The organism is Nonomuraea sp. NPDC050227, from assembly GCF_044459705.1.
In the GTDB taxonomy this organism is placed as follows: domain Bacteria; phylum Actinomycetota; class Actinomycetes; order Streptosporangiales; family Streptosporangiaceae; genus Nonomuraea.
Genome location: NZ_JBITJF010000018.1, coordinates 37,836 through 59,999 on the forward strand (window position 1 = coordinate 37,836; position 22,164 = coordinate 59,999).

A 22,164-nucleotide genomic window follows, 5' to 3' on the forward strand; every position below is an offset into this window, starting at 1 on the left:
GACGGAAGCGCACCACTTTTCGATATCGAACATTTTGTACGCTTCCTCAGATACTGGCGGGCAGTAATCCGTGCCCAGTGCATGCGCCAAGGATGGTCCGCCCAATACTGCACCGAGCGCAGCTGCGGCCAGGGCGAGGGAACGGGCCGCCAGCCAGAACCCCAGCCATTTTCCCCTTGCGTGAGGATCATCCCGAATCAGCAGGCACCTCCACAGGAGCCGATCACGTCACTTCAGATTTACCAGCCCCTTCAGCGGAATTGATCTGGGAAACACGATTCCAATCGCCAAAGCTTGACCCAAGAGCCACTTGCGGACACGGCAGATACGACCACATAAGGCGTATTCCCCGCCCGCCAAGAATCGGGTCAGCCGATGAAGACACTCTTGCCCGTTCTGGCGATTTCCAGCCGACCGGAGAGTAGTACGGCGTTGATGTCGACGTCACAGCTTGGGCCCTCATGGATAAAGGCGACCCCGTCGGTCTCGTTGAGAACGTACGCCGGCAGATCTCGGATGGGGTAACAGCCATGAGGTTTGTAGTACACCTCACCGTTGATGATCAGCGCTCCAGCCGCAGCACGTACCGGTGCAGCGGGAAGGGCAGCCGTAACCAACATCCCTACTGCGGCGAGGGCAAAGAACCTGGCAGCGAACAATCCCATGTGAAGCCTCCCTGTGCTCTGACTGCCCCTTGCAGCCATACGGTAAACAGAGAGTCATATGATAACCACGGTTAGCTATAGCCGCTGGGTAACAGCCCGGTTCGCGCGCACCGAGGCTGCGCGAGCGGATCGCATCACGTCTCCTCTTTCGCGTAGATCTAGTGGACCCCTGTATTGATCAGCATCTTCATGGGCCAAGCGACAAGCTGCTGCGTCGCGCGGATGGCACGTAGATGCAGGCCGCCGCCTCATATCTCAGTGCCACGAATCTTTCAGGGAAGATCAAAGCCTGTCCGACGGGCACCGTCCCGCAATTAGGCTGCGACACCTTAGCGATCAGGAGAATCGGGAGCAGGCTATGCCCGGAATGAGTGAGCGACGACGCGGGCGGATCCGCGCCATGGCTCTGTTGCTCGCAGGTGGGGCCAGTACCGCCGCAGCCATCGCCATGGCCGTCAGCGGAGCCGGGACAGCCACGTCAGGGAACCAGCAGACTTCCTCACAAGCAGCCACGGAGATTCCGCAAGGCGCCAACAACACGAGGATCGTCACATCTCCCCACCACAAGAGGAAGTCGGCCACCTCATCCAGGGGCACCACCGGTACTCCAAACGAAACGACCGGAAAACGAGATGGCATCACCGGCAACGCCAAGGCCGTCATCGCACCCAGGAATCGAGCACACGTCGATGTGGCGCGTGACCGCCTCCCGGCCGTCCGCCCACAAACGCCGGACGGATCCGCGATTGGCCGTCACGCGCCACAGTCGAGCCATCGAGCAAAACGAGCGCCGAGCCGTCCCCGCCCAGCCTCATCCGGCAGCTCTGAGCACGCTGGAATCCCATCATTGATCGGGATGAAGTGCGACGAGTTGTTCCCCTCCCACGAACGAGATTTTCGTCTGCGCAACATGGCATGCCATCAATTCTTGGATTGATGCTGCGCGTTCAGCGCGATGTCAAGGTTGTGTGCGCACGACAGCGATGGAGATCTCCCCGTTGAGGGCGTGGGCCGCGACCACAGGCGCAACGGCACTGTCCACGACGACCGTTGCCTGACTGGCCGATCCGGACGTGTAGCTCACGCTCTCCACCACAGCCTCCTCCGCGAGAAGCGTGGGCGGTTCGGAGTCGGGCTTGCGCGCGGGGACGTGGATGAGCTGGACCCGTTCACCGCGCTGCAGGTCGTAGGGCGCTTGGCCAGGCTTGAGCGCCAGCCCCATCCTGACGGATTTCCCGCTGATCGCTCCGGTCCCGTTCGCCGCGGCCATCGGCCGGGTGAGTAGCGTGCCGGGCAGCACGGTGACGGTGGCGACGGTGGCGGCCACCTGGTCGCGCTGGGCCCACGACCAGTAGGTGACTCCCCCATCGGCGATGCGTGCCTCCTGCAGCGCTCCGCGGTCGAAACGCTGGCCGGCACCGATCTTCTTGGTGACACGGATCACGGAGATGCGTTCGTCGGCGCGCATCACCAGGAGGGTCGTGGCCAGGGCGCCACCAAGCACGAGCAGCACAGCGAGGGCGGCGAGGGCCGGCCTGCGTTGACGCGCCTGCTGCGGTAAGCCACGGGAAGCAACCCCGGTCAGCACACCCGCTCCTTCAGTCATACGCGGTCGTCCTGGGAGTTCCTAGATGTTGCGTGCCGGGTTGCACCAGCGCCATGTGCCACCATCGGGATCGACGTCCGGGCCGTAACAGAACTTGGCTCGCTTGATGGAGCCGAAGAACACCGAATCGTCGACACACCCCGACTTGGGCCCTGCCTGCAGCAGGATCGTCCGGCCGATCGTGGTCTTGTACTCCACGGCCACCTTGTCCTCGTCGTCGAGCGCATCACACAGCATCACGCGCTTTCGATCGGCACTGATCTCAACGGTCCCAAGCCGCCCATACCCATCGGTCCACGGGCGTGCGGACGCCCACACCGGCCCCGTCACCAACAACCCGCCCACCAACACTCCCGGCACTACCCTCGCCCACCGTGACATCGTTCCCCTTCCTGCGAGCACGCAGCTCATGATGTCACGAAGAGTTATCATGCATACCCGGAACGCAGCGACTAAACGCGGCGCACGCCTTGAGGAGATCGAGTCGGCAGACCAAGAGCTGAAAGCCCGTCGTGGAGCCGACTACATTCACATGACAGGACGATCGTGTCTGCGCCTCGTTGGCCGCACACCTGCAGATTGCGAGCGGACAGATGGACTGGCGACCATGACTCAAGTTCCTCACATCAAGCACTGCCGCCACGGCCCAGGCATAGCCTCACCGAACGCGATGCTCTATGAGCCACCTCCGTGTCGCCTCCACGGCCCAACCCACGCCGCGCCGCCGCCAAGCTCTCCGTCCTGCGCGGTCCCCGTCTCGCTAAGATCAACTGCCATGAGCCACAGGAGCTCCGAGATCCACGACCTGGCTGGCCGTGCACGACGTGGAACGGACGTCGCATCCCCCGAACAGCTGAATGTCTTGCCACTGTCGAGCTGCACATCCGCCATACGGCGGACGCCACCTCGCTGTCCATCGCAGCTCTTGACCTTTAATCCGCAGGCGCCAGCTTGCCCGCGCGTTCCCGTAGGCACCCCGGCATGCCAACAAGACCGTTGGCCACCCGGCCAGCGCCTTGCCACTAATCAAGGCGCATGAGCGCCCCCTGATACGCACGCCTTGTCCGGTAACCATGGCCGGACCTTTGCTTCGCCTGCTGTCCGAGTTCGGAGCCGACCACAGGTATTTGGAGAGGTGACAGGGATCAGGTGGCCCGGCTGATCGGGCCGCACCAGCATGACACCACCTCACCGCAGGGCAACACAACCGAACCACGTCACCCCGCCATGTAACGAAGCCGCCCTCGTCCACGCCGTTCAGCACTCCGGCGGCGCCCGACTGGTGCCCAATGACACTCATCAGCACCGGCCGATCGGCCATCCCATGCCGGCACTCGGTACACGGCTGCCCTATCTCCCTATGCAGACGAGCGCGCATGCCCCCCGGAGCAGGATCTGCTCTAGGGCGCAGGCGAGAGGTGATGCACAGCTCGATGGCCACGCGGCAAGGCGGAGGCTGGCAGCGTCCTGGGGCCGGCGGTGACCGTCGGATTCGGCTTGACCATGGCCACCCAGGTGGGCGTCGATACGCCCGTCCGACACGGTCCTGAACGCGGTGGTGCGATCATCACGGGCGTGCTCGCGTGATCCTCCCCACCGCATCATGCCGGGCCGGATGGCACCAGCAACCCCCGGGCTACGCCACACGGCCATGACCGGGTTTGCCGCAGCCCATCCAGCCAGCGCCGACCGTGGCCTACCGGGCCACCCGGGGGCCAGAGCTCGCTAGGGGGACACCGCCTGGATCCGGCCTGCGGTCACGCAGCGGCACCGTGCGAACGCCGCCCACCGAATCCAGCTCGCCACGACCGTCGGCTCGATCCAGCAGCACCCGAAGAGAAGGAGACACGACACACGATGGCTGAGGGACGCACTTTCAAACGCTGCTCGTGCCGAGACGGGAACAGTAAGGCGCTTGGGCAGAAATGCCCCAAGCTGCGCCGTCCTGGTGGTGGGTGGAGCTACCGGCACGGCGTCTGGAACTACCAGATCGAACTCCCGCCAACAGCGGACGGTAAGCGGCGCGGGCCGCTGCGCCGCGGCGGCTTCGCCTCGCAAGACGCCGCCGAAGCTGAACTCGGTCAGGTGCGTGACCTGCTGGCGCTGGCCGATCCGCACGAGCCCGCCACTCGCACCCAGATCGCCGACCTGATCAAACGCACGCTGGCCGAGACCCACACCCTCCCGACGCTGGAGACGGTCCGCCGCAAGATCAAGACCGGGCAGCACCTGACCCAGGAGATCACCGTCGAGCAGTGGCTGACCGAGTTCCTCCACCGCAAGCGCAGAATCGAGGAGACCACCCGCCGCTCCTACGAAAGCCACATCCGCCTCTACCTCACCCCGTATCTGGGGCGGCTGCGGCTGGATCAGCTCAAGGTCAGCGACATCGCGTTGATGTTCGAGCAGATCGAGGAGTTCAACAACACCATCGCCGAACGCCGTACCAATGCTGACCCGCAGATACGTGAGAGCGTCAAGTTCCGGCGGCCGATCAGCATCGCCACCATGCACCGCATCCGCGCGACCCTCCGCCACGCGCTCAACATGGCCATGCGGCAGGACCGGCTGATCGATTTCAACCCCGCCGCCGTGCTGGAGATGCCCGCCCACGTCCGGCCCAAGCCACTGGTGTGGACCGAAGACCGGGTCCACACCTGGCAGGAGAACTTCTCCGCCTACCGCCGGGCGGAGAAGCAGCGCCGGGGCGGACGGCGGGTCGATCCCATCGACGCCTACACCAGCGCGCCGCGCCCCTCCCCCGTCATGGTCTGGACACCCGCCCAGACCCGCCTGTTCCTCGAAGAAGCACGACAGCACCGGCTGTTCGCCTTGTATCAGCTGGTCGCGTTGCGCGGGCTACGGCGGGGCGAGGCATGCGGGCTGCGGTGGAAGGAGGTCGATCTCAACGGCCACCGCCTGACGGTGAACTGGCAGCTGGTGCAGCTGGCGTGGCAGGTCCACGAGGGCACACCGAAGACCGACGCCTCAGTCCGCACCATCGCCCTGGACACCGACACCGCCCACGTGCTGCGCGCCCACCGGCAGCAGCAACTGCAGGAACGCCTGGCCATGGGCGAGGCATGGATCGACACCGGGTTCGTGTTCACCCAGCCCGACGGCACCCGCCTGCACCCCCAGCACGTCTCCGACCAGTTCCTGTGGCTGGCCTACCTGGCCGACCTGCCACCCATCCGGCTGCATGACCTGCGGCATGGTGCGGCCTCGCTGATGCTGGCGGCCGGGGTGGAGATGAAAGTTGTCCAGGAAACGCTGGGCCACACCTCCAGCGCGTTCACCGCTGACACCTACACCTCCGTCTATCCGCAGGTGGCCACCGCGGCGGCCGAGAAGACCGCCGCGCTGCTGTTCGGCAAGGAAGACCAGACAGAGGCGGGGAGAGTCGTCTCGTTGAGGAGCTGACAGTCGGATTAAGCATCCGGCCCCGCGTTCGCCGCCTGCTCGCGGCGAGGCGGGGCCGCTGCTCTTGCCGCACAGACTCGGGGATGGCGGATGATCATGGTGTGTGCAGGGTTGGTGCAACCGAGCACGTACGGAGCACGCAAACGCTAGACGAAAATTCTAGAACGCATCCGATCCCGCATAGCCGCAGGTCAGGCCATGATCAAAGCGCGCCCTGCAGGATTCGAACCTGCGACCGTCGGATTAGAAGTCCGGTGCTCTATCCAGCTGAGCTAAGGGCGCTCCTGCCTTATTGTGCATGATCCGGCGACTTGTCACGCACACGTTCTGGTCGTGTCAGGCCGACAGGGCGATCACCAGCCACATGAACAGGGTTCCCGTGACCGTGGCGGCCAGGGTCCAGCCGGTGGCGCGTCTGGTTGTGTGGGCCTCCGGGAGGATGTCGGAGATGGCCAGATAGAGGAGGAATCCGGCGAAAAGGCCCAGGTAGGCGGTCAGGACATGGGCCGGGATGGCGATGAGGAAGGTCAGGGTGGCACCGATCACAGGGGCGAGGGCGTCGAGGGCCAGGAGGGTGAGGGCGCGGCGGCGGGCGTTTCCGTACAGCGACGTGATTGTGTACGTGTTGAAGCCGTCGGTGAAGTCGTGGGCGATGACGCCGATGGCCACGGCGACGGCGAGCGAGGCGTCCGTCTGGTAGGAGGCTCCGATGGCGGCGCCGTCCAGGAGGCTGTGGACGACCAGGGCGGATCCGGCCGTGACGCCTACGCCGGCTCGGGCGTGGCGGTGGGCGGCGTAGTCGCCTTCGTGCGCGTCGTGCATGCCCATGGAGCGTTCGACGATGTGGATGCCGAGGAACGCCAGGGCGAACATGAGCATCGGGAGCGGGACGCCGAGCACTTCGACGGCGTCCCGGGTGAGGGCTTCGGGGAGGAGGTCGAAGGCCACCACGCCGAGCATCACGCCCGCGGCGGCGCCGAGCACGAGGTGGCGGTTGTTCTTGACGCGGTCGGCGACCAGCCCGCCCAGCAGCGTCATGAGGAAGGCCGCCAAGGAGAGCAGGATGGGCACGGTTCCTCAGGCTAGGGGGTGGCTGGGGAGCGGGAGCGGTACGACACTCGGCCGCGGAATTCGAGGGGCTCGGCGGCTTCGAGGACAGGCTCGCGACACCGTCCAGGTTCGGGAAGGGCTCGGGTTCGGGAAGGGCTCGGGCTCGGGGAGGGCTCGGGCTCGGGTCCGGGAAAGGGCTCGGGTTCGGGGACAGGCTCGCCACGCAGCACAGGCTCGCGTAAGGGCACAGGTTCAGGGACAGGCTCGCGAAACAACACAGACTCGCGTAAGGGCACGGGTTCGGGGACAGGTTCGGGATTCCGCGCGGCACAGCGTCTCTCGGCCGCCAGGGTGTCGGGTGGGGGGTCGGGACGAGGGCGAAGGCGAGGAGACCGGTACGGCGGGGCAGGGCGGCCCGTAGCCAGGAGAAGGGCCTGCCGGAAGCAGGAGGAAGAGGAGCAGAACGGGGAGGGAGGGGGCGGGGTAAAGGGCAGGCGGCCGTGGGGCAAATGGGGCTAAGCTGTTGTGGCATGGTCGCGACGCTCCTGCATGAGATTCCCCTGCAGGGCGGGGACGTGACAGACGGGGTGGTGCGCGTCGGTGACACGGTGCGCAGGCCGGTCGGTCCGGCCACGCCCGCCGTGCACGCCCTGCTCAGACACCTTGAGGCAGCCGGGTTCGGGGGTGCGCCGCGGGTCCTGGGAACGGACGGTTTAGGGCGCGAGATCCTCACGTACGTCCCTGGGCGGAGCGGGTTGTGCCGGGCCGTTTCGACGGACGCGTTCCTGGTCGACCTGGCGCGACTGGTCAGGGAGTTCCACGACGCGACCGCCGGGTTCCCGCTCGACGCCGGCGGATGGGAAGGCGGGTCGAACGACGACCGCGCGCCGGAGGTCATCGGACATTGCGACCTGACGCCGGACAACGTGATCTTCCGTCACGACATCGACACCGACACCGCCGCGGCCACCCCCGTCGCGCTGATCGACTTCGACCTCGCCCGGCCCACCACCCGGCTGTTCGACATCGTCACCACCCTCCGCCACTGGGCCCCGATCGCCGACCCGGTCGACCGCCACCCCCTCCAGCGCGACGCCGACGTCGGAGCCAGGATCCGCCTGTTCTGCGACGCCTACGGCCTCGCGCCCCGCGAACGCCGGCGGCTGCTGGAACTGTCCAGGCTCCGCTTCCACCGCTCCTACGACGTCATGCGCACCCGCGCCCGGGCGGGTGGGAACTGGGCCAAGATGTGGACGGGCGGCGCCGGGGAACGCATCCGCCGGGCGGCAGCGTGGCTGGATGTGCACGAAGATGAGCTTCATGCCCATTTGGTATGACCCGCTAGGTCTCGCGCTCGGTGTCGCACTCGACCAGGTTCTCGGTGATCCGCGCAGCTCGGCCCACCCCGTCGCCCTGTTCGGACGGGCGGCGGCGAAGCTGGAGGAGTCGTCGTACGGCGACACGAGGTGGCATGGAGTGGTCCATGTCGGGATCTGCGTCGGGGGCGCGGCCGCCCTGGGCGTGCTGGCCCAGAGGAGCGGCGACCGGGCCGTCCGCACGGCGGTGACGGCGTTCGCCACGTGGGCCGTGCTCGGCGGCGCGACACTCGCCCGCGAAGGCGTGCACATGGCCGAGGCCCTGGAGCAGGACGATCTCCGGCGGGCCCGGGCCAGGCTCCCCCACCTGTGCGGCCGCGATCCCGCGGGGCTGGAGGCGCCCGAGCTGGCCAGGGCGACGGTGGAGTCGCTGGCGGAGAACACCTCCGACGCCGTGGTCGCCCCCCTGTTCTGGGGCGCGGTGGCGGGCGTGCCGGGGCTGCTGGCCTACCGGGCGGTCAACACGCTGGACGCCATGATCGGCCACCACTCCCCCCGCTACGAACGGTTCGGCTGGGCCGCGGCCCGGCTCGACGACGTGGCGAACTACGTACCGGCACGCGTGACGGGACTGCTGACGGCGGCGCTGGCCGACGACCCCGTCAGAGCGCTGCGGATGCTGCGACGGGACGGCCACCGCCACCCCAGCCCGAACGCGGGCAGGTGCGAGGCCGCCTTCGCCGGCGCGCTCGGCGTCACCCTCGGCGGCACGAACGTGTACGGCGGCAGGACCGAACACCGCCCCACGATGGGCGACGGCCCCAAGCCCGACGTCAAGGACATCCGGCGCGCCGCCCGGCTCACCCGCGCGGTCGGACTGGCGGCGGCGGGGCTGGCCGTGCTCACCGCATGGGGCCTGCGCCGCCGCCATTCCGGATAATCGCGGTAATCAGCTAAATGGCGGTTAACTCATTATCCGATTGAGATTGATCGCCAGCCAGATGACGAATGCGGCGACGGCGGTGACGGCGACCAGACCCTTCACCGCGTGGTGCGCGGTCTCCCGTCGCACGGTCACCTGCCGCTGCGTCTGCTTCCAGACCTGCCTGAGCATGATCATGTTCTGGAAGCGGCGTCCGAGCGCGAACAGGGCCAGCCCGATGAGGACGAACAGGATGACACGACCATCGGCAGGTTCCACGACACGGCCCCCTTTTTCGGTCTTGAAGAAGAAGCGTGCCCCCGCACATTTGGTTACTCACGATACTCGTCTGGCAGCTGTTTGTTGATTAATTTATCGGGTCGAGATCCACCACGATGGGAGCGTGATCCGAGGGGCCTTTCCCCTTGCGCGCCTCGCGGTCGACGTACGCCCCCCGCACCCGTTCCGCGACGTCGGCGCTGGCGTAGACCAGGTCGATCCGCATGCCCTTGTTCTGGTGGAACATCCCGGCCCGGTAGTCCCAGTACGTGTACGGGTGCGGCCCCTTCATCGGCGTCGGCACCACGTCGCGCAGGCCGAGGTCGAGCAGTTCGGCGAGCGCGCGGCGTTCGGCGGGGGTGACGTGCGTGGAGCCGGCGAACAGCGCGGGATCCCAGACGTCGGCGTCGGTCGGCGCCACGTTGTAGTCGCCGCAGGCCACCAGCGGCGAGCCGGCCTCCTCGGCCAGCGCGTCCCGCAGCGCGGCGAACCACTCCAGCTTGTAGGCGTAGTGCGGCGAGTCGACCGCGCGGCCGTTCGGCGCGTACAGGGACCAGACCCGCAGGCCGCCGCAGGTCGCGCCGAGCGCGCGGGCCTCGGGACGGGCGGCGCCCACCCCGTCGAGCTCGGCGAAGCCCGGTTCGCCGGGGAAGCTCGGCGTCACCTCCTCCAGCCCGACCCGCGACAACACGGCGACGCCGTTCCACCGGCCGTCGCCGTGGGCGGCGGCGGCGTAGCCGAGCTCGCCCACCTCCGCCACGGGGAACGACTCCGCGGGACACTTCGTCTCCTGCAGGCAGACGATGTCGGGCTCGGTCGCGGCCAGCCAGTCGAGCAGGCGCGGCAGCCGTGCCTTGACCGAGTTCACGTTCCAGGTCGCCAGGCGCATCCTCCTAGCCTGCCACGGCCGGTCCCGTCGTCCGTGGTCAGACCGCCTTCATGAGGGTGGCCGAGACGTCCCGCAGGAAGCCGCCCGCGCCCGCGTCGAGCGCGGCCTTGGCCTGGCGCACGGCGTCGAGGACGTTCCCCGCCGCGCTCGGCGAGTCCTCCACCACCATGCGCAGCTCGACCTCCAGCGGGGAGCCGCCGAACCCCTCGCCCTCCAGCCGGATGAAGGCGATCTTGCGGTCGTCGAGGAAGGGCAGGTACTGGGCGCCGACGTGGGTGGAGGTGCCGGCGCCGGACGCCTTGGTGGCCCGCTTGCCGGCCATCCTGGCCGGGTCCTGGAGGTTGACGAAGTCCATGTTGCCCCCGGCCAGGAGCTGGTGGCCGTCGCGCAGCCGCACCCCGCTCGCGGTGAGGGCGTCGACCAGCGCCCGGTGCACGAGCGTGGCGCCGAAGGAGCTCTTGAGGTCGTCGCCGAGCAGCGGCAGCCCGGCCGCGGCGAAGCGGTCGCGCCAGCGTTCGGAGCGGGCGAGCACGGCGGGCATGCAGTTGACGAACGCGCAGCCGGCCTCGATCGCGGCCTCGGCGTACCGCTCGGCGGCGCGCTGGGCGCCGGTGGGCAGGAAGTTCACCACGACCTGGGAGCCGGTCTCGCGCAGGTGCGCGGCCACGTCGGCGACGGTCGCGGCGCCGCTCGGCTCGACCAGCCCGGCCGAGCCCTCGCCCACGCCGTCGGCCAGGATGCCCTCGCGCACCGGCACGTCCAGGTGCGGCACGTCGGCGAAGCGGCGGGAGTTGTTCGGCCGCGCCCAGATCGCCTGCGACAGGTCCAGGCCGAGCTTGGCCCGGCCGACGTCGAAGGCGGCGGTGAACCGCACGTCGGAGACGGCGTATCCGGCGCACACGGGGTTGAGCAGGCCGGGCGCCTGGCCGTCGCGGTAGTACTCGACGCCCTGCACGAGGGACGACACGCAGTTGCCCACGCCGATGAGGGCGACGTTCACGGTGGTCATGCCGGAGTTCATATCAGGCCGGTCCGGCGGGCGAGGGCGGCGGCCTCCACGCGGGAGGCGGCGCCCAGCTTGGCCATGATGTTCGACACGTGCACGCCGGAGGTCCTGGCCGAGATGAACAGCCGCTCGGCGATCTGCCGGTTGCTCAGGCCCTCGGCGACCAGGCCGAGCACCTCCAGCTCGCGGGCCGACAGCCCCGGCGTCGCCGACAGCGTCACCCGGGCGGTGGCCGCCGCCGCCTCCGCCTGCCGCCGCAACGGCTCCGCGCCGAGCGCGGCGGCGATGGCCAGGGCCTCGCGCAGCGGCTCGCGGGCCCGCGCCGGGTCCCGCTCGGCCGCGCCGACCAGCGCCCGCCCCAGCCCGTACGGCTGCCCCACCGACCGCCAGGCGGCGACCGCGTCCGCCCACGAGCCGCCGAGCTCGGCCTCGAACGTGGCCCGGTACGCCTCCTGCAGCCGTCCGACGGTGGGCAGGCCCGGGGGCGCGGCGCGCACCCGTCCGATGCGGGCCGCGAGGGCCAGCAGCGGCCAGGCGTAGCGGCGGCTGCGGCTCAGGTCGTGCTCCGCCAGCACGTGGTCGACCAGCCGGCGCGCCCGGTCCAGGTCTCCCCCGGCCTCGGCCAGGCGGCATTCCAGCAGGTCGGGCTCCAGGCAGGAGTCGTAGCCGCGGGAACGCCCGCGCATGAGCGGCCTGGCCTGCGCGAGCAGCGCGCCGGCCGCCGACAGCGAGCCCTCCTGCACCGCGACCGTGCCGAGCACGAGCAGGATCCAGGCGCGGTAGATCGGCGGCGGGTCGAGCGCGAGCGCGGGGGCGGCGACCTCGCGGGCCTCCGTCCAGCGGCCCAGCGAGGCGAGCGGCTCGGCCAGGTTGGCGGCCAGGTGGGCGCCGCGCGAGCGGGCCAGGCCCAGCCGGGCGGCCTCGGCGATGCCGCGCCGCGCGACCGCCTCGGCCCTGGCGTGCTCGCCGGCGGCCTCCAGCGCGTCGGCCTCGCCGGCGTAGGAGACGAGCAGCGTGTCGTCGTCGGGCGCGCTGATCCGGGCGCGGGCGTACAGGGCGGAGGCGGTGGCGAGGTCGTCGTCGAGCGCGGCGAGCGCGGCCAGGGTGACCAGGGACCTGGCGTCGCCCAGCGCGTACGCCTCCTCGGCGCGGGCGCGGGCCTCGTCGTCCTGGCCGTGCCAGGCCAGCGTGCAGGCCAGGGCGCCGAGCAGCCGGGACTCGCGGGGGGCCAGCCGGACGGCCTCGCGCAGGTCGTCCAGGCCCTCCTCGCCGTGCAGGTCGCGGATGGCGACGCGCAGCTCCAGCAGGTGGGCCGCGCGCAGCGGGTCGGCGACCTCGGCGAGCGCCCGGCCGGCCAGGTCGTCGGCGCGGTGTGCGTCGCCGGCGCGCAGGGCGTCCCTGGCGGCGTCCTCCAGCACCTGGGCGTGGTCCTGGCCGTCCGCGTGCGCCCACAGCTCCAGCACCAGATCCCATCTGCGGGCCCGCCAGGCGGCCTCGAAGGCGCGCGGCCCGTCGCCGGCCGCGTGCCAGTGGTCGGCGGCCAGCTCGGGCTGGGCGAGGGCGCAGCGGGCGTGCAGGCGGCGGCGTTCGCCGGGGAGCAGGTCGTCGTAGACGGCCTCGCGGATGAGCGCGTGCCGGAAGACGTAGGCGTCGCCGTCCACGAGCAGCAGCCGGGCCCGGACGACCGGCCGCAGCGCCTCGTCGAGCGCGAGGTCGTCGAGCCCGGCGATCCGGCGCAGCACCTCGTGGGGCGTCCTGCGCCCGGCCACGGCGGCGATCCGCAGCACGTCGAGACCGGGCCCCGGCAGCTTCTCGGCCCCGGCGAGCAGCAGCTCGCGCAGCGAGGCCGGAGTCGTGTCGCCCGCCTCGGCCAGCGCCTCGGCGAACAGCGGGTTGCCCTCGCTGCGCGCCACGATCGCGTCGACGTCGTCGCGGCCGAGCAGGCGGGCCACCTCGTCGCGGCCGAGCGGCGGCACCCTGACCACCTCGGCGCCGGGCAGCCGCAGCGGCTCGCGCGAGGTCGCGACGACCATCGCGCCCGGCCGCGTCAGGTTGCGCAGCAGGTACGCCAGCAGGTCGCGGGCGGCCTGGTCGGCCCAGTGCAGATCCTCCAGCACGATCACCAGCGGACGGCGCTCGGCGGCCCGCTCGACCAGCAGCAGCACCTCCTCGAACAGCCGGGCCCGGCCCAGGTCGGGCGTGTCGTCCAGCTCCCCCAGCTCGGGCAGCAGGCACGCCAGCCCCTTGCGCCCGCCGCCCGGTACGAGCCCGGCGCCGTACTCCCTGACCAGGCGGCGCAGCACGGGCACGAACGGCGCGTACGCCGGCCCGCCCGGATCGGCCCCGCCCTCGGCCACCAGCGCGTCCACGTCACCGGCGAACCGCGCGACCAGCCTGGACTTGCCGATCCCCGCCTCGCCCACGACCAGCACCGCACTCGGGGTACGGGCCCACGCGGCGGCCAGCCGGCCCAGTTCGGCCTCACGTCCCACGAACACACCCCTCATTATGAAGAGGCGGCTACGCATCATGCCCGATCCCGCCCAGAACGGGATTTGTCATCGTCGAAGGCGTGATGACGCGTTCGTTAAGCCTGATGATGGCCGCCTCGGTGACCGGGATGCTCGGTTTCTTCCTGCTGTTCTCCACCGTCCCCCTGTACGCGGCGACCGGCGGCTCCGGCGCGTCCGGCGCGGGCCTGGCCACCGGCGCGATGATGCTGTCCACGGTGCTCGCCGAGCTGGCCGTCCCCTGGCTGCTGTCGCGGCACGGCTACCGGGCGGCGATGGCGCTCGGCCTGGTCCTGCTCGGCCTGCCCGCCCTGCTGCTGCCGCTGTCGGCGGAGCTGCCCGTGGTGCTGGCCGTGTCCCTGCTGCGCGGCGCGGGCCTCGGCGTGCTCGTGGTCGCCGGCACCGCGCTCACCGCCGACCTGGTGCCCGCCGAGCGCCGCGGCGAAGGGCTCGGCCTGTACGGCCTGGCCGTCGGCGTGCCCTCGGTCGCCGGCCTGCCGCTGGGCCTGTGGGCGGCCGACGTGCTCGGGTTCGCGCCCGTCCTCGTGGTCGCCGGGCTGCTGCCCCTGGCCGGGCTCGTGGCGGTGACCGGCCTGCCCGCCGGTCGGCCCGTCACGACCGGCGCGGGCGGGCGGACGGGCGGGCTGGCCGCGCCGATGCTGGTCTTCGCCTCGGTCACGCTCTCCGTCGGCGTGCTGGTGACGTTCCTGCCGCTGGCGGGCTCGCCGGGACTGGCCTCGGCGGCCCTGCTAGCCCAGTCGCTCGCCACGCCGGCGGCCCGCTGGTGGGCGGGCCGGTTTGGCGACCGCCACGGACCGGCCAGGCTGCTCGTGCCGGGCCTGCTCGCCGCCGCCGCGGGCACCGCGCTGCAGGCGTGGACGGCCGCTCCCGTCGCGGTCGTGGCCGGGATGGCGCTGTTCGGGGCGGGGTTCGGGGTGCTGCAGAACGCGACACTGACGGTGATGCTCCAGCGCGGCGAGCCGGCCCGCGTCAGCGCTCTGTGGAACCTGGCCTACGACGCCGGGATGGGCGTGGGCGCGACCGGGTTCGGGCTGGTGCTCGGGCACACCGGCTACCGGCTGGGGTTCATGCTGGTGGCCGCGCTCGTCGTGGTGACGATCCCGCTGGCCAGGGTCAGGCCCGCGTACGCGGCACTCCCACGGTGATCTCGCGGCCGAGGCGGCGGCCGGCCAGCAGCTCCAGGTCGTCGCCGCTCCAGAACCTGCCCGGGTCGTACCAGTTGGGACGCCGGCCGCCGGGCAGCAGGCCCATCTCCTCGTAGGTGACGGCCACGACCTCCGCGCAGTACGCGCTCTCCAGCGTGGCCTCCTTCCTGGCCCGCCGCGGCACCCGGCCCCTGGCCCAGCGGGCGGCCAGCCGGGCGGTGGACGGGAACGGGGTGCCGTCGAGCCGGGCGACCACGCGCAGGGCGGCGTCCTCCATCTCGGGGGTGGCCTGCGGTTCGAGCTGGCGCAGCCAGGGACGCTGGCCGTAACGGTCGGCCCAGACGGTGACCGCGTCGCGCAGGTCGTGCAGCTGGACGCCGCGCTGGTGGGTGCCCGCCCACAGGTCGAGCAGCGACTTGCCCAGCTCGGCGTGCCACATCATGGGCGGCAGGTCCTCGATCACGATCGCCATGCCCACGTGGTTGACCGGGCTGTTGGTCATGGTCTGGATGGCCCGGTCGGGCACGGACCTGCCGCGGAAGATCCACAGATCGCCGGTCCTGGTCACCTTGACGGCCTCGTCGAGAGTCAGCACATCGCTAGCCTAGGCACATGCGCTGGTGGAAGATGCTCGGTCTGGCGGGAATCGCGGGGGTCGCGGCCACGGGGGTGGTGATCGCGCGCGCCGAACGCAGGCGGCGGGCGTACACGCCCGAGGAGATCAGGACGCGGCTGCGTGCGCGCGTCGAGGCGGCGTCGGAGGCGGCTCAGCCGGACGGGCGCAGCTCGTAGGCGAAGACCACGTCGGGGTAGGCCGGGTTGTCGTCGTACCCCTGGACGCCGCCCAGGTAGGCCCGCTGGTACCGCACCACCCAGGGCAGCGCCGCGGCGGCCCGCACGTCGAGCACGCGTCCGGTGGCCTGCTCGTACGCCGCCTGCGCGGCCTCCTTGTCGGTCACGCTCAGCTCGGGCAGCCCTTCGAGCAGCTCGTCCAGGGTCCTGTCGCGCAGGTAGGCCAGGTTGAACACCGGCGGCTCGCCGCCGCGGAAGACGTTGCCGAACCACGAGTAGCCGTCGGCGTAGTCGGGCCACCAGTACATGACGAAGATGTCCTGGCCGCGTTTCCTGCCCTGCTGCCACTGGGCGTTCCAGGGCATGGCGCGGGCGTCGAGCGTGACGTTCAGCGGCTTCAGCTCCGCCGCCAGGCTGGTGGCCAGCAGCCGCTGGTCGTGGTCGCCCTGCGCGTAGGTGAGCCGCAGCCGCAGCGGCCGGCCCGCGGGTCCGTACCCGGCGCGGCCCAGCAGGGCCGCCGCGCCCGCCAGGTCCTGCCGGGGCGCGCGGCCGGCGACGTGGCCGGTCAGTCCCTCAGGGACGATGCCGCTGGCCGGTGCGACCGCGCCCCTGAGCGCCCTGACCAGGCCGCGGTAGTCGACGGCCTGCTGCACCGCGCGGCGCACCCGCACGTCCTTCATCGGGCCGCTCGCGGTGTTGAACAGCAGCATGGCCGTCTGGTAGGAGTCCCGCTCGCTGGTGCGCACCCCGGGCGTGACCGCGGCCCTGGCGAACAGCCGGGGGCTGAGCCGGTCCACGAAGCTCACCTCGCCGCGGGCCAGCATCCGCCACGCGCGGTCGGGGTCGGGCACGACGCGGTACTTGACCGTGCTGTAGTGCGGCTTGTCCCATCCGCCCCAGTACTTGGGGTACGCCTTGAGCGTCAGCTCCTCCTCCTGGCCCGGATGCCAGGCCGCCACCGTGTACGGCCCCGACCCGGCGTCTCTGCCCGCGCCGAGCCATGAGCGCAGGTCGGGCGCCGCCTGCGTGTCGTAGATGTAGGCCGCGTACCCGGAGGAGGCCACCAGGTCGAGCGGCACGGCGTACTTCAGGGCGAAGGTGACCGTGTTCGGGTCCTCGGCCTTGACGGAGGAGACGGCGTCCCAGATGTAGGACGCGCCCGCGCCGGTCTTCATCGTGCGCTCGATCGACGCCTTGACCGCCGCGGCGTCCACCGGCCGGCCGGTGTGGAAGGTCGCGCCCTGGCGCAGCGTGAACGTCCAGGTGCGGCCGTCGGGCGTCGAGCGCCAGGAGGTGGCCAGGCGGGGGGCCGACTTCTTGGTGAAGGGGTTCCAGAGGGTCAGGGTCTCGTAGACGTTCTGGAAGGCGATGAGCTCGTTGGAGTAGGAGCTCGCGGGGTCCCAGTCGGAGATGACGTCCAGGTTCTGCGCGTACACGAAGACCGACTCGGCGGCGGGGGGCCGGGGGACCTCCGTGGGCCCAGAACAGGCCGACAGAAGCGCCAGCGCGGCGGCCGCTGCGAGACGACGGCGCAACGCATCTCCCTCTGTAACCGATTTGGGGGAAACCTACTGCAAGATCACGGACACATGTCCAAAAGTCCCGAAAAATTGGGCAATTGGGTGATCGAATTGCTATCCTCTGGGCTTGTCCCGTCCGGGGTTGCCAGCAGGGGACCGACCGGAGTGAGGTGCCATGGGTCGTAGCCGGACGATCCGCATGAAGATCATCGGACTACTACTCGTGCCTCTGACCTCCATGGTCGTGTTGTGGGGCGTGATCACCGCCGTCACCGCCGGCGAGAGCCTGGAGCTGCGTCAGTACAAGACACTCTGGACGAACCTCCGCCATCCGGCGTACAAGTTGATCAGCGAGCTCCAGCACGAGCGTCTCTCCTCGGCCAAGCTGCTGCGCCGGGCCGCCTCCCAGAAGGACGTGGCCGACCAGCGCACCCGCACCGACGCCGCCAGGGACGAGTTCAGAAAGCTCTCCAGCAACTCCAAGGACCGATCGGAAGAGATCCGTACGCAGGTGGACGCGGTGTACACGCAGCTCGGCAGGCTCGACGCGATCCGGGGTGAGATCGACGACGGCCTGTCCGACCGTCTGCTCGCCGGCGAGGCGTACAACACCGTGATCGACTCCCTCTACGGCCTGCACCGGCGCGTCGCGCTCATCGACGACATCCCGATCTACGAGCAGTCCCGCGTGATCATCGAGCTGGGCTACGCCAAGGAGCTGCTGACCAGGGAGCAGGCCATCGCGCTCGGCCCGGTCACGCCCTCGGAACGCCGGCAGTTCACCCAGATCGTCGGCAACCGGCGCTTCCTCATCGACCAGGGCCTCGGCGAGCTGGACCCGAGCCTGCGCGACACCCAGGTCTCCCTCGTCACCTCCCCCGTCTACCAGCGCATGCGGCTGATGGAGGACCGGATCATCGCCGGCGCCGTGCCGCCGCGCGGCTGGCTGAGCACCACCGAGTCGATCTCCAAGACGTACGCGGAGTCGCTCATGCGGGCCAGCACGCTGCTCAACGCGCGCGCCGACCCCGTGGCCGACCAGGTGCTGTCGCGGGCGTTCATCCTGGCCGGGACGTGTTTCCTGCTGGTCATCGTGTCGATCGTGTTCTCGATCCGGATGGGCAACCGGCTGTCGAAGGAGCTGGGCGCGCTCCGGCTGGCCGCGCTGGAGGTGGCCCAGGAGCGGCTGCCGCACGTGGTGGCCAAGCTGCGCAAGGGCGAGAGGGTGGAGATGCCGGAGTTGTCGGTGGCCACCAGCACGGTCGAGATCGGCGACGTCGGCCAGGCCTTCTCCACCGTCCAGCAGACCGCCGTCGAGGCCGCGATCGGCCAGGCGCAGCTCAGCGAGGGCGTCGGGCACGTCTTCCGCAACCTCGCCAGGCGTTCGCAGGCTCTGCTGCACCGCCAGCGCATCCAGCTGGAGGACATGCAGCACCGCGCCACCGACCCCGAGGCCCTGGACGACCTGTTCCGCCTCGACCACCTGACCACGCGCATGCGCCGTCACGCCGAGGGCCTGATCATCCTGTCGGGCGCCACCCCGGGCCGCGGCTGGAGCAAGCCGGTGCCGCTGCTCGACGTGGCCCGCGGCGCGACGGCCGAGGTGGAGGACTACCGCCGGGTCACCGTCGAGCCGATGTCCGGCCAGCGCCTGGCCGGGCCGGTGGTCGGCGACGTGATCCACCTGGTCGCCGAGCTCATCGAGAACGCGACCGTCTACTCGCCGCCGCACACGCAGGTCATCGTGCGCGGCGAGGAGACCGCCCGCGGCTTCGCCTTCGAGGTCGAGGACCGCGGGCTCGGGCTGAGCGCCCAGGAGCTGGCCGAACTCAACGAGCGGCTGGCCAGCCCACCCGAGTTCGACCTGGCCGACAGCGACAAGCTGGGGCTTTTCGTCGTCTCGCGCCTGGCCGCCAGGCACGACATCCGCGTGACGCTACGCGGTTCACCATATGGAGGGACCACCGCGATCGTGTTGATCCCGGCTGAGCACGTCGCCGATCCGGAACCGGAGGCCGACGTGAAGGAGCCCGCCCGTCCTGTGATGCGGGTGGTGCCAAGTGAGTGACGAGCGCTGGCTGGACGAGGACGCCGGTCCGATCGTCCCGGCCTACCTGCTGACCAGGGGCCGTACGGTGCCCGCGAGCGAGGCCATCGACCTCATCGCGGTCATCGTCACCGCCGGCGGGCTGACGCCTCCGGTGGGGCTCGGGCCCGAGCACCTGATCATCATGCAGAAGTGCACCAAGCCGACCCGGCTGGTGGACGTGGCCGCCGAGCTGAACCTGCCCATCGGCGTGGTCCGGGTGCTGGTCGGCGACCTGCACGCGCGGCAGCTCGTCCAGGTCGAGCTGCCGCCCCCCGCGCCGGACGCCAAGGTGCTGCTGGAAGTGATCAGTGGGCTGAAGGCGCTGTGACGGCCCGGCTGTTCAGCATTCCGTAGACGGTGGCGAACACCGCCGCGACCAGCCCGGCCGCCGCGGCGGTGCCGAACACCCACTGGAAGCCCAGGACGCCGGGGCGCGCGGCCAGGATCGCGGCGATGGCCGCGCCCGCCACGCTGCCCCCGACGATGCGCACCAGCGCGTTGACGCCCGCGGCCAGCGCGGTCCTGGACGGCTCGACGTGCTCGACGGCCATCGTGCCCAGTGCGGCGTAGCCGATGCCGAGGCCGATGCCCATGAGGGACGAGGCCACGTACAGGGTGGCCGGGCTGCCGTGCTCGAACGCCAGCCACACCCCCGCGAGCCCGGTCACGCCCGCGCCCGTCGCCACCATGAACGAGGCGGCGAACCGGCGCATGATCCGCCCCGCGAACAGCGAGATGACCAGCATGAACAGGGTGCTCGGCAGCAGGAACAGCCCGACCTGGAGGGTGGAGGCGCCGAAGCCGAAGCCGGTCGCCTTCGGAACCTGGGCGAACTGCGACATGCCGGTCAGCATCGTGAAGAACGAGAACCCGAGCAGCATCGAGGAGACCGTCGCGCCGATCGTGCCCCTGTGCACCAGCATCGACATCTCGACCAGCGGCTCGGCCACCCTGCGCTCGACCAGCACCCACACCACGGCCAGCACGGCGGCCGCGGCGAACAGGCCGAGCACGCCGGCCGACGTCCAGCCCCACGAGCCGCCCTCGCTGATCGCCAGCAGCAGCGCGACCAGCCAGGCGGTCAGCAGCGCGGCCCCGGCGAGGTCGGGACGGCCCTTGCCGGCCGGCGCCACGTCCCGCACGAGGAAGGCCAGGATCACGACGGCCACCGCCGAGATCCCGCCGGTGATCCAGAACACCAGGTGGTAGTCACCGGCGGCCAGCCCGGCCAGGATCATGCCGCCGCCGCTGCCGAACCCCATCGTCGCGCTCAGCACGCCGATGCCGGTCGCCAGCTGCTGCCTGGGCAGCAGGTCGCGGACCACCCCGATCGACAACGGGACCAGCGCGGACACCGCCCCTTGCAGGATCCGGGCGACGATCAACCAGGTCAGCGACGTGGCCATCGCCGCCATGACCGAACCCACCACCAGCAGGCCCAGCGCGCCGAGGATCATCGGACGCCGGCCGTACATGTCGCCGAAGCGCGACAGCAGCGGCGTGGAGACCGCGGCGACCAGGAGGCTGATGGTGAGCGTCCAGCTCACGGCCGAGAGCGAGGCGTGCAGCTCCCGCTGCAGCACGGGAAGCAACGGGACCACCGCGGTGTTCTGGAGGGCGGCGATGGAGGCCGCGAACGCCAGGGAGACCACCGTGGGCCAGGGATTGCGCATCGACGTCTCACGCGCCGCGGGTACGACGGCTGTCGCCATGTCGGCTCCTTTAGATAACTTAGGTAAGTAACCGAGCACCGATGATACATACGTAAGTTAGGTAAGCAAACAGATGGGCGAAGATCTCAACAGGACGGTGTCGGCCTTCCGGCGGCTGGTCGTCACGCTCAACCGCGCCAAGACCCACGAATGGCTCACCGAGGCGGCCGGTATCCGGCTCGACCGGCCCGACGTGCAGATCATCGTCTACCTGCTCGACGCGGGCGAGCCCCGCAGGATCGGCATGATCGCCGAGGGGCTGCAGGTCGAGAGCCCGCACGTGACCAGGCACGTCGCGGCCCTTGAGCAGCGCGGGCTGGTCGAGCGCGTACGCGACCCCGACGACCGGCGGGCCTGGCGCATCGCGCTCACCGAGGAGGGGGCCGAGGTGGCGAGCAGGTGCCGCCGGGTCACCACCGAGTGGTTCGAGGAGGTGCTGTCCGACTGGCCGGAGACCGAGCGGGCCGAGCTGTCCAGGCTGATGACCAAGCTGTCGGACGACTTCTGCGAGCGCATGCGCGCCCGGTACACCTGAGAAAACGCGTTGCGGGGCCGGGGGCGCGGGCGGCATGCTCGTGCCCATGGTCATCCGGCTGGTCATCCAGCTCGTCATCCGGCGAATGCGCATGCCGCACCCGTCCGGGGGCTCCCGCCGTTGAGATCGGCGGCCCCCGGCCCGTTCCAGGCGGGTGGGGGCGCTGGTGTGCCCGGCGGTTTCATAAGCCGCTCCAGGCGGGTTCGATCCCCGCACCCGTCACCACATTGCTGGTAGAGATGGGCCCATGCGGATTTCGGTGGCGGCGGACAGCACTGACGGGGTGGCCGGGCGCATCGTGGCCGAGCTGCGCGGGCGGGGTCACGAGGTGCTGACCCACGGCGCACTCGACGACGGCGAGCGCGACGACTGGGCGTGGGCCTGCGAACTGGCCGCCAGAGACGTCGCGGAGGGCCGGGCCGACCAGGCGGTGGTCTGCTGCTGGACGGGCACGGGCGCCTCCATCGCGGCCAACAAGGTGCCCGGCGTGCGGGCCGCGCTCTGCGCCGACGCCTACACCGCCGACGGGGCGCGCAGGTGGAACGACGCCAACGTGCTGGCCCTCAGCCTCCGCCTGACCTCCGACGTCGTGCTCGGCGAGATCCTCGACGCCTGGTTCGGCGGGCGGCCCAGCACCGATCCGGCCGACGTGGCCAACGTGGCGCACCTCGCGGAGATCTAGGC

The 22,164-nt window shown here is 70.6% G+C and carries 20 protein-coding genes and 2 tRNA genes; 10 read left to right on the plus strand and 12 right to left on the minus strand.

The genetic code is table 11. The features are described 5' to 3' along the window. Positions 1-368: 368 nt before the first annotated feature. From ACIBK9_RS48210 to ACIBK9_RS48220, 3 genes are all read right to left on the minus strand, one after another. Complete coding sequence (locus ACIBK9_RS48210) at positions 369-665, minus strand: hypothetical protein (RefSeq protein ID WP_397165911.1); 297 nt, start codon at positions 663-665, stop codon at positions 369-371. Positions 666-1,623: 958 nt separating this feature from the next. Next, positions 1,624-2,253 (minus strand): hypothetical protein, encoded by a 630-nt coding sequence (locus ACIBK9_RS48215; RefSeq protein WP_397165913.1) that lies wholly within the window; start codon positions 2,251-2,253, stop codon positions 1,624-1,626. Positions 2,254-2,292: 39 nt separating this feature from the next. Then, positions 2,293-2,616: a hypothetical protein gene (locus tag ACIBK9_RS48220; RefSeq protein ID WP_397165915.1), complete on the minus strand. Its 324-nt coding sequence runs from the start codon at positions 2,614-2,616 to the stop codon at positions 2,293-2,295. 1,740 nt (positions 2,617-4,356) lie between these two features. Here ACIBK9_RS48220 and ACIBK9_RS48225 point away from each other — a divergent pair. Beyond that, the gene (locus ACIBK9_RS48225) at positions 4,357-5,694 is read left to right on the plus strand and encodes a tyrosine-type recombinase/integrase (protein ID WP_397165916.1); all 1,338 of its coding nucleotides are present in this window, start codon (positions 4,357-4,359) and stop codon (positions 5,692-5,694) included. Between the two features lie 208 nt (positions 5,695-5,902). Here the strand turns inward: ACIBK9_RS48225 and ACIBK9_RS48230 are convergent. Both ACIBK9_RS48230 and ACIBK9_RS48235 read right to left on the minus strand, forming a co-directional pair. Next, positions 5,903-5,976 (minus strand) — tRNA-Arg (locus ACIBK9_RS48230). Between the two features lie 54 nt (positions 5,977-6,030). Beyond that, a complete protein-coding gene (locus ACIBK9_RS48235) occupies positions 6,031-6,765 on the minus strand; it encodes a ZIP family metal transporter (RefSeq protein WP_397165918.1) in 735 nt (244 codons plus the stop codon). A 509-nt stretch (positions 6,766-7,274) separates the two neighbouring features. Here ACIBK9_RS48235 and ACIBK9_RS48240 point away from each other — a divergent pair. Beyond that, entirely contained in the window at positions 7,275-8,081 is an 807-nt protein-coding gene (locus ACIBK9_RS48240) for a phosphotransferase (RefSeq protein ID WP_397165920.1), read from the plus strand. Continuing rightward, on the plus strand, positions 8,065-9,000 hold the full coding sequence (locus ACIBK9_RS48245) for a cobalamin biosynthesis protein (RefSeq protein ID WP_397165921.1): 936 nt from the start codon (positions 8,065-8,067) through the stop codon (positions 8,998-9,000). The genes ACIBK9_RS48240 and ACIBK9_RS48245 overlap by 17 nt, the downstream gene beginning before the upstream one ends. Positions 9,001-9,024: 24 nt before the next feature. Here the strand turns inward: ACIBK9_RS48245 and ACIBK9_RS48250 are convergent, their stop codons facing one another. From ACIBK9_RS48250 to ACIBK9_RS48265, 4 genes are all read right to left on the minus strand, one after another. Beyond that, entirely contained in the window at positions 9,025-9,261 is a 237-nt protein-coding gene (locus ACIBK9_RS48250; RefSeq protein WP_357978197.1) for a hypothetical protein, read from the minus strand. Between the two features lie 88 nt (positions 9,262-9,349). After that, on the minus strand, positions 9,350-10,150 hold the full coding sequence (locus ACIBK9_RS48255; RefSeq protein WP_358287891.1) for an exodeoxyribonuclease III: 801 nt from the start codon (positions 10,148-10,150) through the stop codon (positions 9,350-9,352). A gap of 37 nt (positions 10,151-10,187) precedes the next feature. After that, positions 10,188-11,159: an inositol-3-phosphate synthase gene (locus ACIBK9_RS48260; protein ID WP_397165922.1), complete on the minus strand. Its 972-nt coding sequence runs from the start codon at positions 11,157-11,159 to the stop codon at positions 10,188-10,190. Between the two features lie 8 nt (positions 11,160-11,167). After that, positions 11,168-13,654 (minus strand): ATP-binding protein, encoded by a 2,487-nt coding sequence (locus ACIBK9_RS48265; RefSeq protein WP_397165924.1) that lies wholly within the window; start codon positions 13,652-13,654, stop codon positions 11,168-11,170. A 77-nt stretch (positions 13,655-13,731) separates the two neighbouring features. Between ACIBK9_RS48265 and ACIBK9_RS48270 the strand changes: the two genes are divergently transcribed. Further along, positions 13,732-14,832, plus strand: coding sequence for an MFS transporter (locus ACIBK9_RS48270; protein ID WP_397165925.1), 1,101 nt, complete (start codon positions 13,732-13,734; stop codon positions 14,830-14,832). Here ACIBK9_RS48270 and ACIBK9_RS48275 read toward each other — a convergent pair. After that, positions 14,801-15,424 (minus strand): hypothetical protein, encoded by a 624-nt coding sequence (locus ACIBK9_RS48275; protein WP_358289060.1) that lies wholly within the window; start codon positions 15,422-15,424, stop codon positions 14,801-14,803. The genes ACIBK9_RS48270 and ACIBK9_RS48275 overlap by 32 nt on opposite strands. 20 nt (positions 15,425-15,444) lie before the next feature. Between ACIBK9_RS48275 and ACIBK9_RS48280 the strand changes: the two genes are divergently transcribed. Beyond that, positions 15,445-15,624 (plus strand): hypothetical protein, encoded by a 180-nt coding sequence (locus ACIBK9_RS48280; protein ID WP_397165927.1) that lies wholly within the window; start codon positions 15,445-15,447, stop codon positions 15,622-15,624. On the opposite strand, the gene ACIBK9_RS48285 is transcribed toward ACIBK9_RS48280, so the two are convergent. Next, positions 15,600-17,159, minus strand: a complete 1,560-nt coding sequence (locus ACIBK9_RS48285) for an ABC transporter substrate-binding protein (RefSeq protein WP_397165929.1) — start codon at positions 17,157-17,159, stop codon at positions 15,600-15,602. The two genes, ACIBK9_RS48280 and ACIBK9_RS48285, sit on opposite strands and share 25 nt — an antisense overlap. Before the next feature lie 160 nt (positions 17,160-17,319). Between ACIBK9_RS48285 and ACIBK9_RS48290 the strand changes: the two genes are divergently transcribed. Together ACIBK9_RS48290 and ACIBK9_RS48295 are read left to right on the plus strand one after the other, a co-directional pair. Next, a complete protein-coding gene (locus tag ACIBK9_RS48290; RefSeq protein WP_397165931.1) occupies positions 17,320-19,212 on the plus strand; it encodes a nitrate- and nitrite sensing domain-containing protein in 1,893 nt (630 codons plus the stop codon). Then, positions 19,205-19,561: a DUF742 domain-containing protein gene (locus tag ACIBK9_RS48295; protein WP_352328721.1), complete on the plus strand. Its 357-nt coding sequence runs from the start codon at positions 19,205-19,207 to the stop codon at positions 19,559-19,561. Before ACIBK9_RS48290 ends, ACIBK9_RS48295 begins: the two co-directional genes overlap by 8 nt. Here the strand turns inward: ACIBK9_RS48295 and ACIBK9_RS48300 are convergent. After that, positions 19,539-20,945: an MFS transporter gene (locus ACIBK9_RS48300; protein WP_397165932.1), complete on the minus strand. Its 1,407-nt coding sequence runs from the start codon at positions 20,943-20,945 to the stop codon at positions 19,539-19,541. The genes ACIBK9_RS48295 and ACIBK9_RS48300 overlap by 23 nt on opposite strands. A 73-nt stretch (positions 20,946-21,018) precedes the next feature. Between ACIBK9_RS48300 and ACIBK9_RS48305 the strand changes: the two genes are divergently transcribed. From ACIBK9_RS48305 to ACIBK9_RS48315, 3 genes are all read left to right on the plus strand, one after another. Continuing rightward, complete coding sequence (locus tag ACIBK9_RS48305; protein ID WP_352351891.1) at positions 21,019-21,480, plus strand: MarR family transcriptional regulator; 462 nt, start codon at positions 21,019-21,021, stop codon at positions 21,478-21,480. Between the two features lie 149 nt (positions 21,481-21,629). After that, a tRNA-Met gene (locus ACIBK9_RS48310) sits at positions 21,630-21,705 on the plus strand. A gap of 22 nt (positions 21,706-21,727) precedes the next feature. After that, positions 21,728-22,162, plus strand: a complete 435-nt coding sequence (locus tag ACIBK9_RS48315) for an RpiB/LacA/LacB family sugar-phosphate isomerase (RefSeq protein WP_397165934.1) — start codon at positions 21,728-21,730, stop codon at positions 22,160-22,162. Positions 22,163-22,164 lie beyond the last annotated feature (2 nt).

What these genes read in the sequence shown, in the direction of transcription:
- ACIBK9_RS48210 (WP_397165911.1), bottom strand. Translation starts at nt 665, where the DNA reads ATGGGATTGTTCGCTGCCAGGTTCTTTGCCCTCGCCGCAGTAGGGATG.
- ACIBK9_RS48240 (WP_397165920.1), top strand. Translation starts at nt 7,275, where the DNA reads ATGGTCGCGACGCTCCTGCATGAGATTCCCCTGCAGGGCGGGGACGTG.
- ACIBK9_RS48245 (WP_397165921.1), top strand. Translation starts at nt 8,065, where the DNA reads ATGCCCATTTGGTATGACCCGCTAGGTCTCGCGCTCGGTGTCGCACTC.
- ACIBK9_RS48255 (WP_358287891.1), bottom strand. Translation starts at nt 10,150, where the DNA reads ATGCGCCTGGCGACCTGGAACGTGAACTCGGTCAAGGCACGGCTGCCG.
- ACIBK9_RS48260 (WP_397165922.1), bottom strand. Translation starts at nt 11,159, where the DNA reads ATGACCACCGTGAACGTCGCCCTCATCGGCGTGGGCAACTGCGTGTCG.
- ACIBK9_RS48270 (WP_397165925.1), top strand. Translation starts at nt 13,732, where the DNA reads ATGACGCGTTCGTTAAGCCTGATGATGGCCGCCTCGGTGACCGGGATG.
- ACIBK9_RS48280 (WP_397165927.1), top strand. Translation starts at nt 15,445, where the DNA reads ATGCGCTGGTGGAAGATGCTCGGTCTGGCGGGAATCGCGGGGGTCGCG.
- ACIBK9_RS48290 (WP_397165931.1), top strand. Translation starts at nt 17,320, where the DNA reads ATGGGTCGTAGCCGGACGATCCGCATGAAGATCATCGGACTACTACTC.
- ACIBK9_RS48300 (WP_397165932.1), bottom strand. Translation starts at nt 20,945, where the DNA reads ATGGCGACAGCCGTCGTACCCGCGGCGCGTGAGACGTCGATGCGCAAT.
- ACIBK9_RS48305 (WP_352351891.1), top strand. Translation starts at nt 21,019, where the DNA reads ATGGGCGAAGATCTCAACAGGACGGTGTCGGCCTTCCGGCGGCTGGTC.
- ACIBK9_RS48315 (WP_397165934.1), top strand. Translation starts at nt 21,728, where the DNA reads ATGCGGATTTCGGTGGCGGCGGACAGCACTGACGGGGTGGCCGGGCGC.